The sequence below is a fragment of the Halomonas sp. ABH4_019 genome, assembly GCF_056159885.1.
The window spans coordinates 372193-386250 of the sequence record NZ_JBSWWC010000003.1 but is presented as its reverse complement, the minus strand read 5'-3'; the positions used below and the strand labels follow the sequence as shown (position 1 = coordinate 386250).

15 protein-coding genes are annotated in these 14058 nt (G+C 71.0%); 3 read left to right on the top strand and 12 right to left on the bottom strand.

Features of this window, described 5'->3' with window-relative positions; genetic code table 11:
- Position 1 precedes the first annotated feature (1 nt).
- The 8 genes from ACXAFN_RS14140 to ACXAFN_RS14105 are packed head-to-tail and all read right to left on the bottom strand — an operon-like array spanning position 2 to position 7713.
- The gene (locus ACXAFN_RS14140) at positions 2–478 is read right to left on the bottom strand and encodes a low molecular weight protein-tyrosine-phosphatase (RefSeq protein ID WP_474990160.1); all 477 of its coding nucleotides are present in this window, start codon (positions 476–478) and stop codon (positions 2–4) included.
- On the bottom strand, positions 478–1251 hold the full coding sequence (gene kdsB / locus ACXAFN_RS14135; protein WP_474989546.1) for a 3-deoxy-manno-octulosonate cytidylyltransferase: 774 nt from the start codon (positions 1249–1251) through the stop codon (positions 478–480). The genes ACXAFN_RS14140 and kdsB overlap by 1 nt, the downstream gene beginning before the upstream one ends.
- A 9-nt stretch (positions 1252–1260) precedes the next feature.
- Positions 1261–1464, bottom strand: a complete 204-nt coding sequence (locus tag ACXAFN_RS14130) for a Trm112 family protein (protein ID WP_474989544.1) — start codon at positions 1462–1464, stop codon at positions 1261–1263.
- Between the two features lie 57 nt (positions 1465–1521).
- Entirely contained in the window at positions 1522–2520 is a 999-nt protein-coding gene (gene lpxK, locus ACXAFN_RS14125; RefSeq protein WP_474989542.1) for a tetraacyldisaccharide 4'-kinase, read from the bottom strand.
- The gene (msbA, locus tag ACXAFN_RS14120) at positions 2517–4262 is read right to left on the bottom strand and encodes a lipid A export permease/ATP-binding protein MsbA (protein ID WP_474989540.1); all 1746 of its coding nucleotides are present in this window, start codon (positions 4260–4262) and stop codon (positions 2517–2519) included. The genes lpxK and msbA overlap by 4 nt, the downstream gene beginning before the upstream one ends.
- On the bottom strand, positions 4259–4681 hold the full coding sequence (locus ACXAFN_RS14115) for an ExbD/TolR family protein (RefSeq protein WP_474989538.1): 423 nt from the start codon (positions 4679–4681) through the stop codon (positions 4259–4261). The genes msbA and ACXAFN_RS14115 overlap by 4 nt, the downstream gene beginning before the upstream one ends.
- Positions 4678–5379, bottom strand: coding sequence for a MotA/TolQ/ExbB proton channel family protein (locus ACXAFN_RS14110; protein WP_474989536.1), 702 nt, complete (start codon positions 5377–5379; stop codon positions 4678–4680). The genes ACXAFN_RS14115 and ACXAFN_RS14110 overlap by 4 nt, the downstream gene beginning before the upstream one ends.
- A 21-nt stretch (positions 5380–5400) precedes the next feature.
- Positions 5401–7713, bottom strand: a complete 2313-nt coding sequence (locus tag ACXAFN_RS14105) for a DNA internalization-related competence protein ComEC/Rec2 (RefSeq protein WP_474989534.1) — start codon at positions 7711–7713, stop codon at positions 5401–5403.
- Positions 7714–7889: 176 nt separating this feature from the next.
- Here ACXAFN_RS14105 and ACXAFN_RS14100 point away from each other — a divergent pair, with 176 nt between their 5' ends.
- Complete coding sequence (locus tag ACXAFN_RS14100; protein WP_474989532.1) at positions 7890–8426, top strand: DUF2062 domain-containing protein; 537 nt, start codon at positions 7890–7892, stop codon at positions 8424–8426.
- Positions 8427–8445: 19 nt separating this feature from the next.
- Here ACXAFN_RS14100 and ACXAFN_RS14095 read toward each other — a convergent pair whose 3' ends face one another.
- The 3 genes from ACXAFN_RS14095 to ACXAFN_RS14085 form a co-directional block, all read right to left on the bottom strand.
- Positions 8446–9186, bottom strand: a complete 741-nt coding sequence (locus ACXAFN_RS14095) for an ABC transporter ATP-binding protein (protein WP_474989530.1) — start codon at positions 9184–9186, stop codon at positions 8446–8448.
- A complete protein-coding gene (locus ACXAFN_RS14090; protein ID WP_474989528.1) occupies positions 9179–10420 on the bottom strand; it encodes a lipoprotein-releasing ABC transporter permease subunit in 1242 nt (413 codons plus the stop codon). The genes ACXAFN_RS14095 and ACXAFN_RS14090 overlap by 8 nt, the downstream gene beginning before the upstream one ends.
- 104 nt (positions 10421–10524) lie before the next feature.
- Positions 10525–10767 carry a hypothetical protein gene (locus ACXAFN_RS14085; protein WP_474989526.1) on the bottom strand — a complete coding sequence of 81 codons (243 nt, stop codon included), beginning with the start codon at positions 10765–10767 and terminating at the stop codon, positions 10525–10527.
- Positions 10768–10947: 180 nt separating this feature from the next.
- Between ACXAFN_RS14085 and ACXAFN_RS14080 the strand changes: the two genes are divergently transcribed.
- Together ACXAFN_RS14080 and ACXAFN_RS14075 are read left to right on the top strand one after the other, a co-directional pair.
- Positions 10948–12012, top strand: coding sequence for an agmatine deiminase family protein (locus ACXAFN_RS14080; protein WP_474989524.1), 1065 nt, complete (start codon positions 10948–10950; stop codon positions 12010–12012).
- On the top strand, positions 12009–12911 hold the full coding sequence (locus ACXAFN_RS14075) for a carbon-nitrogen hydrolase (RefSeq protein ID WP_474989522.1): 903 nt from the start codon (positions 12009–12011) through the stop codon (positions 12909–12911). Before ACXAFN_RS14080 ends, ACXAFN_RS14075 begins: the two co-directional genes overlap by 4 nt.
- 189 nt (positions 12912–13100) lie before the next feature.
- On the opposite strand, the gene ACXAFN_RS14070 is transcribed toward ACXAFN_RS14075, so the two are convergent.
- Positions 13101–14048: a Nudix family hydrolase gene (locus tag ACXAFN_RS14070; RefSeq protein WP_474990158.1), complete on the bottom strand. Its 948-nt coding sequence runs from the start codon at positions 14046–14048 to the stop codon at positions 13101–13103.
- Between the last annotated feature and the right edge of the window lie 10 nt (positions 14049–14058).

Below are 14058 nucleotides of genomic sequence, written 5' to 3'. Positions count from 1 at the left end.
CTCAAGCGCCCTCCTCCAGCCGCCGACGGATCGCCTCGACCAGCCCCCGAGACGCCGCCTCGACCAGGTCCAGCACCTCCTCGAAGCCGTCGTCGCCGCCGAAGTAGGGATCGGGCACCGCGCGATCGGGCAGCCCGGCGAAGGCCAGGAACAGCCCCACATGGGCCTCGCTGTCGGCCGGGCATCGCGCTTCCAGGGCCGCCAGGTTGTCGTGATCCATGGCCAGCAGGTAATCGAAGCGCGCGAAATCGGCATCGTCCAGCTGGCGGGCCCGCTGAGCGGAGAGATCGAGCCCGCGCGAGGCGGCGGCGGCCTGGGCGCGGGCATCCGGCGACTTGCCCACGTGCCAGGGGCCGATGCCGCAGGAGTCGACCTCGACGCGACCGGCGAGCCCCGCCGCGTCCAGGTGGTGGCGGAACATGCCCTCGGCGGTGGGCGAGCGGCAGATGTTGCCCAGGCAGACGAACAGCACGCGCATCATGCCTCTCCCCCGGCACGGCCCAGGATCTCGCGCACCCGGGCCAGGTCCTCGGCGGTGTCCACGCCCGCGGGATGCGGCTCCCGGGACAGGGCCACCTGGATGGCATGGCCGTGGTGTAGCGCGCGCAGCTGCTCGAGCTGTTCCAGCCGCTCCAGCGGCGACGGCGCCCAGTGGCGATACTCGTCGAGGAAGCTCGCCCGGTAGGCGTAGAGGCCGATATGGCGCAGCCAGGCATCGGTCTCGAGCAGCTCGGGACGGGCGGCGAAGGCCTCGCGGTCCCAGGGGATAGGCGCCCGGGAGAAATAGAGCGCGCGTCCGGAGAGCGCGCGCACCACCTTGACCACGTTGGGATTGAACAGCGTCTCGACGTCGCCGATCGGCTCGGCCAGGGTGGCGATGGAGGCGCCGGGATCGTCCATCAGCCGCGCCGCCACCTGGTCGATCAAGGTCGCCGGCAGCAGCGGCTCGTCGCCCTGGACGTTGACCAGCACCGCATCGTCGGCAAGCCCCAGCGTATCGGCCACCTCGGCCAGGCGGTCGGTGCCGGAGGGATGGTCGTCGCGGGTCATCACCACCTCGGCGCCCAGCGGCGTCATGGCGTCACGGATGCGCGCATCGTCGGTGGCCACCACCACCCGGCTGGCGGCGCTGGCCGCGGCGCGGCGCCAGACGTGGGCCACCATCGGCTCACCGGCAATCTCGAGCAGTGGCTTGCCCGGCAGGCGGGTCGACGCGAAGCGCGCCGGAATCACGGCGATGAAATCCTGCATCTTGCCTCCTCAGCCCTCGGCGCCGGTCGACGGCGGCAGCTTCTCGTCCACGTCGATGGCGCGTGCCTCGTCGGGCAGCATCACCGGGATGCCGTCGCGTACGGGGTAGGCCAGGCCATCGTAGCGGCAGATCAGTTCGCCCGCCTCGCGGTCGTAGGCCAGCTTGCCCTTGCACAGCGGGCAGACCAGCATCGCCAGCAGTTGCTTGTCCATCTCTCACGCCTCCAGGGTCAGCATCGGCGGCCACTCGCAGGGTGGTCGCCAGGGAATTCACAGGGTCGCCAGGCGCGCGTCCAGCCAGGCGACGAAATCGGGGTCGGGCACCGCCTCCACCTCCAGCACCCAGGCGTCGCCCTCCGCCAGGTCGCGGCATTTGACCGCATCCTTGGCGGTCATTACCAGGGGACGATCATCGCCGAAGGCCAGGTCGGCGCCGCTGTAGCGATGATGATCGGCGAAGGGATGCGCCCAGTGGGCGATGCCCTGGTCCTCGAGGGTAGCGAAGAAGCGCGCCGGCCGGCCGATCCCGGCCAGGGCATGCACCGGCGCCACGAAGGGTGGCGGCGACAGCGACCGCCGCTCGCCGCCCGCCAGCGGGCGCCAGCCGGCGGGCGCCAGGGCCATGCGGTAGTGGGTCTCGAGCGTGGCGTCGCGCGGCTCGCCGTTGACCAGCACGGCATCCACGGTGTCGAGCCGCTCCACGGGCTCGCGCAGCGGCCCGGCCGGCAGGCAGTGCCGGTTGCCGAGCCCTCGGTGACCATCCACCACCGCCAGTTCCAGGTCCCGCCCCAGCGCCAGGTGCTGCAGGCCGTCGTCGGCGAGCAGGATGTCGCAGCCGGCCTCCAGCAGCCGCCGGGCGCCGCGCGGGCGGTCCGGGTCCACCACCACCGGCACGCCGGTCTGGTCGGCCAGCATGCGCGGCTCGTCGCCGCAGGCCGAGGCCGGGGTATCGGCCTCGACCCGCAGCGGATAGCGCTCAGAACGACCGCCGTAGCCGCGGGACAGGATACCGGGCCGCCAGCCGGCCTCGCCGAGGTGGCGCGCCAGCCAGGCCACCAGCGGCGACTTGCCGGTGCCACCGAGCGTGATGTTGCCCACCACCACCACCGGCACCGGCGCTTGCCAGACCTCGCGACGGCCCTCGGCGTAGGAGCGCGCGCGCCGCGCGATCACGCGTCGATAGAACGCCTCGAGCGGACGCAGCGGCCACAGCCAGGGCGAGCCGGCATAGGCCGCCTCCAGCCAGCGCTCGGCGAGCCCGCCGCTCATGCGGTCTCGGCGTCCTGGAACTGCAGGCGATGCAGGGCGGCGTAGGCGCCGTCGCGCTCCAGCAGCTCGGCATGGCTGCCCTGCTCGACGATCTCGCCGCCTTCCATGACCAGGATGCGGTCGGCCCGCTCGATGGTGGACAGCCGGTGGGCGATGACGAAGGTGGTGCGATCGCGACACACCTCTTCGAGCGCCGCCTGGATGTAGCGTTCAGACTCGGTGTCCAGCGCCGAGGTGGCCTCGTCGAGGACCAGCAGCGGCGCGTCCTTGTAGATCGCCCGGGCGATGGCCAGGCGCTGTCGCTGGCCGCCGGACAGCATCACGCCGTTCTCGCCCACCAGGGTGGCGTAGCCCTGGGGCAGGCGCTCGATGAACTCGTGGGCATAGGCGGCACGGGCCGCGGCCTCGACCGCCCGTGGGTCGGGATCGTCGATGCCGTAGGCGATGTTGTCGCCGATGGTGGCGTTGAACAGCGTGACCTGCTGGGAGACCAGGGCGATGCTGCGGCGCAGCGGCAGCAGCCTGAAGTCTTCAAGCGGCACGCCATCGAGACAGATCCGCCCCGCGGTGGGCCGGTAGAAACGTGGCAGCAGCCCCATCAGCGTCGACTTGCCGCTGCCCGAGCGGCCGACGATGGCCACCATCTCGCCGGGGGCGACCTCCAGGTCGATGCCCTTGAGCACTTCAGGCTGGTCGGGACCATAGGCGAAACGCACGCCGTCGAGGGTCACGCGGCCCGCCAGCCGTCCCGGCTCCCGCGTCCCGCTGTCTTCCTCGGGCGGCACGTCGAGCAGCCCGAACAGCTCGCCGGCCGCGGCGATGCCCTTCTGCACGGTGGCGTTGATCTCGGTGAGCTGACGCACCGGCTTGGCCATCAGCGAGGCCGCGGTGATGAAGGCCACGAACTCGCCGGGCGTCATGTCGGCCAGCATCGCCGGCGACATGGCAAGCCACACCAGCACCGCCAGGGCCAGGGCCACCAACAGCTGGATCACCGGGGTGCTGGTGGCCTTGGTCAGCGCTTCCTTCATGCTCTGGCGGCGATTGACCTCGCTCGCCTCGGCGAAGCGGGCCTTCTCGTACGCCTCGGCGCCGTGGGTTCGCACCACCCGATAGCCGGACAGCGCCTCGGAGGCCACATGGGTCACATCGCCCATGGAGCGCTGGATGCGGCGCGAGATGCGCCGAAAGCGCTTGCTGGCATAGCCGACCACGCCGCCGATCAGCGGCGTCACCGCCAGGAACAGCAGCGTCAGCATCCAGTTGGTCCACAGCAGGTAGACCACCAGGCCGATCACGAACAGCCCCTCGCGCAGCAGGATGGTGATGGCCTTGGTGCCGGCGCCGGTGACCTGCTCCACGTGATAGGTCACCCGCGAGATCAGGTGCCCCGAGGAGTGCTCGTCGAAGAAGCGGCCCGGCAGGTGCAGCATGTGATTGAAGACGTCGCAGCGCAGGGCGTGCACCAGGTTGCGCGCCACGTTGCTCATGAAATAGGTGCCGAGAAAGGTCCCCAGGCCACGGGCGGCGAACATGCCGACCACGAACAGCGGCAGCATCATGCGAAAGGCGGCATCCGGGTTCTGGATGCCGTCGATCAGCCGCTTCATCATCTCCGCCAGCGCCGTGCTGGAGGCGGCATAGATGGCATAGCCGAGAATGGCCAGGGCAAAGGCCTTCCAGTGCGGCTTCACATAGCCCAGCAGACGCTTGTAGAGGGTCCAGCCCGAGTGTTCGCTCACGGTGTCTCCGCTTCAGTGTGTGTCGCCTCGGCGGTGGCGATACGCACCCGCCGAATGTTCAGGGCGCCGGCCCGGTCCAGCACCCTCACCACGGCGGCGTGAGCCGCCCGGCCATCGGCCTCGACCACCAGGCCGTGCTCGCGGGCCCGGGGCGCCTCATCGGTCAGGCGCGCCGCCAGCTGGTCGGCCGTCAGGGCACGCCCGCCGAGTCGGTAGCCGCCCTCGGCGGTGACCACCACGGTCACCGGCGAAGGCTCGGCGGCGGCGCCGGTCTCGCTCTCGGGCAGCACCAGCTCGAGGGCCTGGCGGGTCTCGAAGGTCGTGGACACCATGAAGAAGATCAGCAGCAGGAAGACCACGTCGATCAGCGGGGTCAGGTTGACCTCCACCGTCTCGCGCCGCCTGCGCGGTATCCTCATGGGCGCCCGCCACCCGGCATCGGACGCCCGCCTGCCGGGGTATGGCCTCCCTCCGGCGCCCCCGGCCCGTGACGTTCGGCCAGGGTCAGCTCGCCGGAGTGATGGGCCAGGAACTCCACCACCAGCCCGGCCTGCTCCTCGATGCGCACCGTGATGTCCTCGACGCGACGCTGGAAGTAGCGGTGGAACATCAGCGCGGGAATCGCCACGGTCAGACCCGCCGCGGTGGTCACCAGGGCCCGGGAGATGCCGCCCGCCAGGTCGGCGGTGCGCTCGCCGCCGTCGCTGGCGACGATCACCGCGAACACCTCGATCATGCCCACCACGGTCCCCAGCAGGCCGATCAGCGGAGTGATCGAGGCAATGGTGCCGAGCGGACTCAGGAAGCGCTCCATGTCGTGAACCACGGCGATGGCCGATTCCTGGAACCGCGCCCTGACCTGCTCATGGCCCAGCCGAACATTGCGCAGTCCGGCCGCCAGCACCCCGCCCAGCGGCGAATGGCGCTCCAGCCAGTGGAGGTTGACCTGACCGCGGCCGACCAGGCGGCAGACCTCCTGACCGAGCCCAGCGGGGGCGATGCGGGCGGCGCGAAGCGTCCAGAGGCGTTCGATGACGATCACCACCGCCACCAGCGAGCAGCCGAGCAACGGCAGCATCAGCCAGCCACCGGCGATCAGAGCCTCCATCAGGGTCATGGGGTCACCTCCCTCGAACCCTCACCGGCGAATATCCGGCATCGATGGAGGCGATTCTAACGCAAGGCACTCGCCTCCGACACCGCCGCGCCGCCAGGCCGGCCGGCGCTGGGTCTCGACGCGCCCGGCCGTGACACCGCCCAGCCACAGGGTCACCGCGCCGTCGTCGGCGGTGCTCCACAGGCAGCTGCCGAGGTGCCGGAAGCGACGCACCACCGCCGGCGCCGGATGGCCGAAGCGGCTGTCCCGGGCCGCGCTGAAGATCACCTGACGAGGACGGGCCACCGACAGGAAACCGGGGTCGGAGCTCGTCTTGCTACCGTGGTGCCCCGCCACCAGCGCATCGACCGGCCCGTTCAGCCGCGAGGCCAGTCGGCGTTCCACCCGCGCACCGGCATCGCCGGTGATCAGCAGCCGATGATGACCCGCGGTGATCAGCAGCACGCAGGAGCCGTCGTTGTCGGACAGGCCGGTCGCCGCGGCAGGCGGCCACAGCACCCGAAACGCCACCCCGTCGCGACGCCAGTGCCGCCCGGCCACGCAAGGCTCGGCCTCCACCGGCAGCTCGCTGCCCGGCGGCGCCAGATAGCGAGCGACACGATGCTCCCCCGCGAGCCCGTCCAGGCCGCCGGCATGGTCACGGTCGTCATGGCTGACGACGACGTCGTCGAAGCGCCGGCCGTCCGGCCACAGCGTGGTCAACGGCATGAAGCCGGAGGCGAAGCGCGGCCCGGTATCGATCAGTGCGCGATAGTGGGCAGTGCGCAGCGCCACCAGCTGGCCCTGCCCCACATCATGGATGCGTACCCGCAGCGAGCCCGGTGCCGGCAGTGGCGGCGCCAGCCACAGCGGCAGGCAGGCCAGCAGCGTCGTGCCGACCAGGCGCAGGGTCGTGGCCAGGCCCGGCAAGGCCCACAGCAGGCCGACCAGGATCGCGCCGACGCCCAAGGGCCCGGCCACCGCCGGGTCCGGCTGCCACAGCGGCGCCATGCCGACCATCGCCGCGAGCCCCGCCTCGAGCCCGGCGGCCAGCCCGCCGAAGGCGGCCCAGGCCAGTCCGGCCAGCGGTGGCGCCCAGGCGAGCGCCCAGCCCGCCAGCCCCAGCGGCACCATCAGGCTACCCACCAGCGGCACGGCCACCAGATTGACCAGCGGGGCGGCCGGCGCCAGGCGATCGAAGGCCATCAGCACCGCGCCGGCCATCACCGGCGCCAGCAACAGCTGGGTTCGCCCCAGGGCCCACAGCCAGCCAAGCCACCCCCTGGGCCGGGGACGGCCCTGCCAGATCAGGATCAGCAGCGCCACCGCCCCGAAGGACAGCCAGCTGCCGGGCCGCCAGGCGGCGAGCGGGTCCCAGGCCACGACCAGCGCCAGAGCCAGCCACCAGGCCTGCCAGGGGCCCGGGGCGTGGCGGCCACTGGCCACCCAGAGCCCCACCAGCACCATGATCATGGCGCGCATGGCCGGCGGCTCGAGCCCTGCCAGGCCGGCATAACCCACCGCGGCCGCGGCGGCGAACCACCAGGGCCAGACCGCCATGCGCCAGCCGCTTGGGGCCAGGCACCAGGCCAGGCCCCGGGCCAGCCACAGCGCGAAGCCCGCCACCAGGCCCACATGGAGCCCGGAGATCACCATCAGATGGGTGGTGCCGCTGGCGTTGAGCAGTTCCCAGTCGGCATCCGTCAACCGCTCGCCCGCGCCCAGCGTCAGCGCCGCCAGCCAGCGTGCGGTACGCGGCGGGAGATCCTGACCGTCGAGGTACGCCAACGCCCAGCGGCGCGGCGAGAAACCGGCCGCCTCCAGACGTCGCGGCGCGGGGTCGCGGCGCACATAGCCAGTGGCCTGTATGCCCTCCCGCCACAGCCAGGCGCGATAGTCGAAGGCCCCGGGGTTGGCGAAACCCGCGGGCGGCCGCAGCCTGGCGGCCAGTCGCCAGTGCTCCCCCGCCGCCATCGGCGGGGCATGATAGGCGTTCAGCCGCACCCGTGACAGGTTCTCGCAGTCGGGCAGTGCCACGGCCATGGGCCGGCAGCGCTCCACCGCCAGGGCCAGGCGCATGCGGCCGGCCTCTCGGGAGATCGCCGTCAACCGCCCCTCCAGCACCAGGTCCTGGCGGCTGAGCCCGCGGGGCAGTTCGCCGTCGCGCACCAGCCACAGCTGCCCGGCGACGAGGGCGATCATCGCCAGCAGCAGCACCGGGCGCCAGCGACGCCACGCCAGGGCCGCGAGCAGCACAAGCCCCAGCGCCTGGGGCCAGGCGTCGGCCGGGTAGTGACCGATGAGGGCGCCGCAGAGCGCCGCCAGCGCGAGCGGCACGGCCAGTCCTGTCGACATGATCGCATCCTTGATCCCGCCGTCGGCCCGAGTGACCCCTGTCCGGCGCTCCCCGGCCGATGGCGGCGTCGTGATCTCCGGCCCCGGCGACCCGAGGTGCGTTGATCATCGACATGGCGAGGCACCGGGCTTGTATGGATAATAGCTCGGGTACCGAAGTCAGCGAGCCCGTCGTCATGCCGCGCCGTCTCCTGCAGCGCTACCTGCCCCATCCCGAGACCCTCAGGCGCCAGCGCTCCCTGCGCTTCTTGAGCCACCTGATCGCCACCCCGTCGCTGTGGATGCTGTCGCGCCGCAGCGTGGCCAATGCGTTCTTCGTCGGCCTGTTCTGCGCGCTGCTGCCGATTCCCGGCCAGATGGCGCTGGCCGCCCTGGGCGCCTGGGCGCTGCGGGCCAACCTGCCGCTGTCGGTGGGACTGGTCTGGATCACCAACCCGCTGACCATGCCGCTGATCTTCTATGGCAACTATCGTCTCGGCGCCTGGCTGCTCGACTCCCCGGCCCGCGCCGCGCCCGAGCGACTCACCACCGACTGGGTCACCGGGCAACTGCTCGACGCCCTGCCGGCGCTGGCGGTAGGGTCACTGGCGGCGGCCATCCTGGCCGGCCTTGCGGGCAGCCTGATGATCCGCCTGGCGTGGCGCTGGCAGGTATCGCGCAGCTGGAAGCGACGGGCGCGGCGCCGCCGTTACCGGCTCGGCGACCACGCCTGAGGGAAGGCGACGACGGGCGTCAGTCGCGGGAGGGGGTATCCGGGGCCAGGCGGCCGCCATCGAGGCGCAGCACCCGGTCCTGGTGGGCGGCGAGCCCCGTGTCGTGAGTGACGATCACGAAGGCGCAGGCCGCGCTGGCGGACAGCTCGTCCATCAGCGCCAGGATGTTCGCCGCGGTGGCCTGATCGAGGTTGCCGGTGGGCTCGTCCATCAGCACCAGGCTGGGGTCGGTGACCAGTGCCCGGGCGATCGCCACGCGCTGCCGCTCGCCGCCGGAGAGCTCGCCGGGCTTGTGGGCGGCGCGCTCGGCCACCCCGACCCGCGCCAACAGCTCGAGGGCCCTGGCCTCGGCGTCCTTCTTGCGCTGCCCACGAACGATCAGCGGTAGCGCCGCATTCTCCAGCGCGGTGAACTCGGCCAGCAGGTGGTGAAACTGGTAGACGAAGCCGATGTGGCGGTTGCGAAAGCGCCCCAGGGCAGCATCGCCCAGTTCATGGAGCGCCTGGCCGGCGATACGCACCTCGCCGTGACTGGGGTGGTCCAGCCCCCCCAGCAGGTTCAGCAGGGTGGTCTTGCCGGAGCCTGAGCTGCCGACCACCGCCACCCGCTCGCCGGCCCGCACCTCGAGGGCCAGCTCGTCGAGCACGGTGAGATCGCGAGGCCCCTCGCGGTAGATGCGGGTCAGGCCGTCGCAGGCCAGCATCACCTGGCCCCAGCCGGTATCGCGGTCGAGCGCCTGGCTCATGACGGGATCATTCATAGCGAAGCACCTCGGCGGGCTGAACCCGGGCCGCGCGCCAGGCCGGGTAGAGGGTCGACAGGAAGGTCAGCACGAAGGCCGCGGCGACGATCTGGCCCACATCGGACCACAGCAGCTGCGAGGGCAGATCGCTGATGAAGTAGACGCCGGCATCGAGGAAGTGAATCCCCAGGGTCGACTCGACGAAGGCGATGAGGTCCGACACGGTCAGCGCCAGCAACACGCCGAGCCCCACCCCGATCAGGATACCGATCACCCCGATGGCCAGGCCCTGGACCATGAAGATGCCCATGATCGAGCGCGGCGTGGCACCGATGGTGCGCAGGATGGCGATGTCGGCATGCTTGTCGGTGACCACCATCACCAGGGTGGAGACGATGTTGAAGGCCGCCACGGCGATGATCACGGTCAGCAACAGCGCGATCATGCGTTTCTCCATCTGGATGGCCTGGAAGAGGTTGCCGCGGGTATAGGTCCAGTCGAGGCCCCGATAGCCCGCCCCCAGGTCGTCGATGATGGCCCGGGTCACGCTGCCGGCCTGGAACAGGTCGTCGAGCTCCAGGCGCAGACCGCCCACGGCGTCGCCCATGCGCGCCAGGGTCTGCATGTCCGAGAGATTGGCGTAGGCCAGGCTGGCATCGAGGTCCGCCCCCACGCTGAAGATACCGCTGACGGTGAAGCGCTTGAGCCGGGGGAAGACGCCGGCCGGGGTGATCGAGGCCTCGGGCACCAGCAGGGTCACGCGATCGCCGACCGCCACCCCCAGCTGACGCGCCAGCGCCGAGCCGAGCACGACGTTCCACTCGCCGGGCCGCAGGTCATCGAGGCTGCCGCGGTCCATGTGCTCGTCGACGATGGAAACCTTGCGCTCCCAGTCAGGCTCGATGCCGGTGACCATGGCGCCCTGGTTGCGGCCGCCCACCGAGAACATGCCCTGCTGCTGGATGTAGGGCGCCGCCCCGATCACATGCTCGCGCTGCTGGAGGCGCTCGGCCAGCGGCTGCCAGTCGGTGAGCCCGGCGGGCACCTCGATGCGGGAGTGGGGCACCATGCCCAGCACCCGCTCGCGCAGCTCGCGGTCGAAGCCGTTCATCACGGACAGCACCAGGATCAGCACCGCCACGCCCAGGGTCAGGCCCAGCATGGAGGTCAGGGAGATAAAGGAGATGAAGTGGTTGCGTCGCTTGGCCCGCACGTAGCGCAACCCGATCAGGAGAGGCAGACGATCCAGCATATGAGCGTTCCTTGTCGGCGGGCGCTCATGGTACGTGTTTTTGCCAATGCCTGCACCGGGGGTGGCGGGCCTTGCACGATGGCTGCACCTTGCCGCCGGGCCGCTCAGCGGCGGTTCGCGACCGACATCAAGCGCGCCACCAGGGCCGGGGGCAGCCGCGAGCGTCGCCTGGGCCGCACCGCGGGTTCGATATCCTCGGGGGGCTCGCGCAGCGCCTGCGCCCCCAGCCGTTCGGGTTCCGGAGCCGATGCCCGCGCATCGCGCAGCCGCATCAGCACCCCCAGGCTGGCGAGGGCCGAGAGTAGCGAGAGGATAGCCAGGCCGACGGCCAGGGTCATCGGATCCATGACGTCGCTCCTCGATCACCGGGACATGGCGACAGCATCGCCCGGATCGACGCCACCCGCCATCAGCCATCGACCACGACGACTGTCGGCCATGGCGGCATGCCGGCGACGCTGCGGCGCTTGCATCACGCCTCGCCGCCGCCTACATTGCGCCGAATTCCCCCATCGAGGAGGCCCGTGATGGCCCTGCGCCTGCTGCCCGAATGGTATCCCCAGGATGCCGTGCAACTGACCTGGCCCAGGCCCGACGGCGACTGGGCGCCGCTGCTGGACCGCATCGAGGCGACCCTCGAAACCATGGTGGCGGCCATCACCCGCTACCAGGCGGTGCTGGTGGCCGTGCCGGACGCGGCCACCCGTGACCGGCTCCGCGCGACCTTCCGCCGACGCGGGCTGCCCGACGAACGCCTGCTCCTGAGGGTCGCCGAGGCCGACGATACCTGGGCCCGCGACCATGGGCCGCTCGCCGTCGAACGCGACGGGCGCCTCGAACTGCTCGACTATGTCTTCACCGGCTGGGGCGGCAAGTTCCCGGCGACCCGGGATGACAGCCTGACCCGCCGGCTCGCCGCGGACGGGGCCTTCGCCGTGCCCCTGACCTCGCACGACCTGGTGCTCGAGGGCGGCGCGCTCGACAGCGATGGCCAGGGGTCCCTGCTGACCACCGAGGCCTGCCTGCTCAACGCAAACCGCAACCCGTCCCTGACGCGGACCGCCATCGAGGCCCGTCTCGCCGAGGAGCTGGGCATCGAGCGGGTGCTGTGGCTGGCCCACGGCCACCTGGAGGGCGACGACACCGACAGCCACGTGGACACCCTGGCGCGCTTCTGCGACCCGGCCACCATCGCCTACGTGCGCTGCGACGACGAGCGCGATCCCCACTATTCGGCCCTGGCCGCCATGGAAGCCGAGCTCCAGGGGCTACGGCAGGCCGACGGCGAGCCCTACCGGCTGATCCCGCTGCCCTGGCCGACCCCCTGCCTGGACCCCGAGGACGGCCACCGCCTGCCGGCCACCTACGCCAACTTCCTGATCATCAACGGGGCCGTGCTGGTGCCCACTTACGGCGATGCCGCCGATTTCCGCGCCCTCCAGGCCCTGGCAGGCGCCTTTCCGGAGCGCGACATCGTGCCCATCGACTGCAGCACCGTGATCCGCCAGCATGGCAGCCTGCACTGCCTGACCATGCAACTGCCGCGTGGCACTCTGGCCGGCATTCGTCATCGCGAAGGAGAGACGTCATGACCCGCACCCTCAAGGCCGGACTGGTCCAGCAGCCGGCCTGGCCCGACAAGGCCCACAGCCTGGCCGAGAGCGAGGCCGGCATCCGCGAGCTGGCCGGCGCCGGCGCCCAACTGGTGATGCTGCAGGAGCTGCATGCCACCCACTACTTCTGCCAGTACGAGGACCCCGAGCTGTTCGACCTCGCCGAGCCGCTGGACGGCCCCAGCGGCCAGCGCCTGGCCGCCCTCGCCGCGGAGCTCGATATCGTGCTGGTGGGCTCGCTATTCGAGCGCCGGGCGCCCGGCCTCTACCACAACACCGCCGTGGTCTACGACGGGGCGCGAGGCCGGGTGGGCCACTACCGCAAGATGCACATCCCCGACGATCCGGGCTTCTATGAAAAGTTCTACTTCACGCCCGGCGACCAGGATCCGACGCGCGGCCAGGGCTTCCAGCCCATCGACACCTCGGTGGGCCGGCTCGGCGTGCTGGTGTGCTGGGACCAGTGGTATCCCGAGGCGGCACGGCTGATGGCCATGGCCGGCGCCGAACTGCTGCTCTACCCCACTGCCATCGGCTGGCACCCGCCGGATGACGACGAGGAGAAAGCCCGCCAGAAGGACGCCTGGACGCTGATCCAGCGCAGCCACGCGGTGGCCAACGGCCTGCCGGTGATGGTCGCCAACCGGGTCGGCCACGAGACCGATCACTCCGGGGTCAGTCCCGGCATCGACTTCTGGGGCGGCAGCTTCCTGTGCGGCCCCCAGGGGGAGCTGCTCGCCCATGCCGGCCAACAGGCCGAACGCCTGCTGGTCACCCTGGACATGGCGCGCGGTGAGGAGGTGCGACGCATCTGGCCCTACCTGCGCGATCGACGCATCGATGCCTATGGGGACCTGACCCGCCGCTATCGGGATTGATTGCCTGGGGCGAGGTAAAAGGAGCGAGGAGTCAGGAGAACCTCGAACCTCGAACCTCGAACCTCGAACCTCGAACCTCGAACCTCGAACCTCGAAGGCAGCATAAAACAAACCGCCCCAGGCTTCTGCCCGGGGCCGTGTCGTCATCCCGCTTCAAGCCGCGAAGCGGCGCGCTTCAAGCTTTCCGCTTCACTTCCAGAAATCGCGGATCGAAGCAATGCCCTGGGCGCCCACGGCGCGGGCGTGGTTGGCATCGAAACGGGTCATGCCGCCCAGCGCGAAGACCGGCATGCCGGCGTGCTCCACCAGCTGCTGGAAGTCGTGCCAGCCGATCGGCGCCACTTCCGGGTGCGAGGGCGTGGTGCGCAGCGGCGACAGGGTGACGAAGTCGCAGCCGATGCGGTGGGCCTGGACCAGTTGCTCGCGGTCATGGGTCGAGGCCGACAGCCACTTGTTCTCGGTCAGCGGCCGCCGCTCGAGGCTCATCAGGCGCTCGCTGGTCAGGTGGATACCATCGGCGTCCACGCCCTCGAGCAGGTCGGGCTCGCCGTTGAGCACCAGGCGAGCCCCGTGGCGACGGCACAGCGCCAGGGCCTGCTCGGCCCGGCTCAGGTAGTCGGCGCGGTCCAGGGTCTTGGCGCGCAGCTGCACCAGGCGCACGCCGTCCTCGGTAAGTGCCCGTTCCAGGCGAGTCTGGAAGATCGCCTCATCCGCTTCCTCGTCGGTGATCAGATACTCGGTGGGGAGCATCACCGCCCGCAGGATCGGCACGTTGGCCGCGGGGAAGGGATAGTTGAACAGCTCGGCCATGGGCACCCAGCGCACTGCCTGCCCCTCGCGGCCGAAGGGCTCGCCGGCGAAGTCATGCACCTGCCAGACGTCGAGCAGGATATGCTTGTCCGGGTACTCATGGTGGATGCGGATCAGCGGCTGGGCGCGGCGAATCTCCACGCCCAGCTCCTCGTGCAGCTCGCGCTTGAGGGCCTCGAGCCCCGTCTCGTAGGGCGCCAGCTTGCCGCCGGGGAATTCCCAGAGGCCGCCGTGATCGACGTTGGACGGGCGCCGGGCGAGCAGCACCTCACGACCGTCGGCGCTGATGATGGCGGCGGCCGCCACGTGCACCCTTCTCTTCACCATTGCGTTCATT

What these genes read in the sequence shown, in the direction of transcription:
- ACXAFN_RS14140 (WP_474990160.1), bottom strand. Translation starts at nt 478, where the DNA reads ATGCGCGTGCTGTTCGTCTGCCTGGGCAACATCTGCCGCTCGCCCACC.
- kdsB (WP_474989546.1), bottom strand. Translation starts at nt 1,251, where the DNA reads ATGCAGGATTTCATCGCCGTGATTCCGGCGCGCTTCGCGTCGACCCGC.
- ACXAFN_RS14130 (WP_474989544.1), bottom strand. Translation starts at nt 1,464, where the DNA reads ATGGACAAGCAACTGCTGGCGATGCTGGTCTGCCCGCTGTGCAAGGGC.
- lpxK (WP_474989542.1), bottom strand. Translation starts at nt 2,520, where the DNA reads ATGAGCGGCGGGCTCGCCGAGCGCTGGCTGGAGGCGGCCTATGCCGGC.
- ACXAFN_RS14115 (WP_474989538.1), bottom strand. Translation starts at nt 4,681, where the DNA reads ATGAGGATACCGCGCAGGCGGCGCGAGACGGTGGAGGTCAACCTGACC.
- ACXAFN_RS14110 (WP_474989536.1), bottom strand. Translation starts at nt 5,379, where the DNA reads ATGACCCTGATGGAGGCTCTGATCGCCGGTGGCTGGCTGATGCTGCCG.
- ACXAFN_RS14105 (WP_474989534.1), bottom strand. Translation starts at nt 7,713, where the DNA reads ATGTCGACAGGACTGGCCGTGCCGCTCGCGCTGGCGGCGCTCTGCGGC.
- ACXAFN_RS14100 (WP_474989532.1), top strand. Translation starts at nt 7,890, where the DNA reads ATGCCGCGCCGTCTCCTGCAGCGCTACCTGCCCCATCCCGAGACCCTC.
- ACXAFN_RS14095 (WP_474989530.1), bottom strand. Translation starts at nt 9,186, where the DNA reads ATGAATGATCCCGTCATGAGCCAGGCGCTCGACCGCGATACCGGCTGG.
- ACXAFN_RS14090 (WP_474989528.1), bottom strand. Translation starts at nt 10,420, where the DNA reads ATGCTGGATCGTCTGCCTCTCCTGATCGGGTTGCGCTACGTGCGGGCC.
- ACXAFN_RS14085 (WP_474989526.1), bottom strand. Translation starts at nt 10,767, where the DNA reads ATGGATCCGATGACCCTGGCCGTCGGCCTGGCTATCCTCTCGCTACTC.
- ACXAFN_RS14080 (WP_474989524.1), top strand. Translation starts at nt 10,948, where the DNA reads ATGGCCCTGCGCCTGCTGCCCGAATGGTATCCCCAGGATGCCGTGCAA.
- ACXAFN_RS14075 (WP_474989522.1), top strand. Translation starts at nt 12,009, where the DNA reads ATGACCCGCACCCTCAAGGCCGGACTGGTCCAGCAGCCGGCCTGGCCC.
- ACXAFN_RS14070 (WP_474990158.1), bottom strand. Translation starts at nt 14,048, where the DNA reads ATGGTGAAGAGAAGGGTGCACGTGGCGGCCGCCGCCATCATCAGCGCC.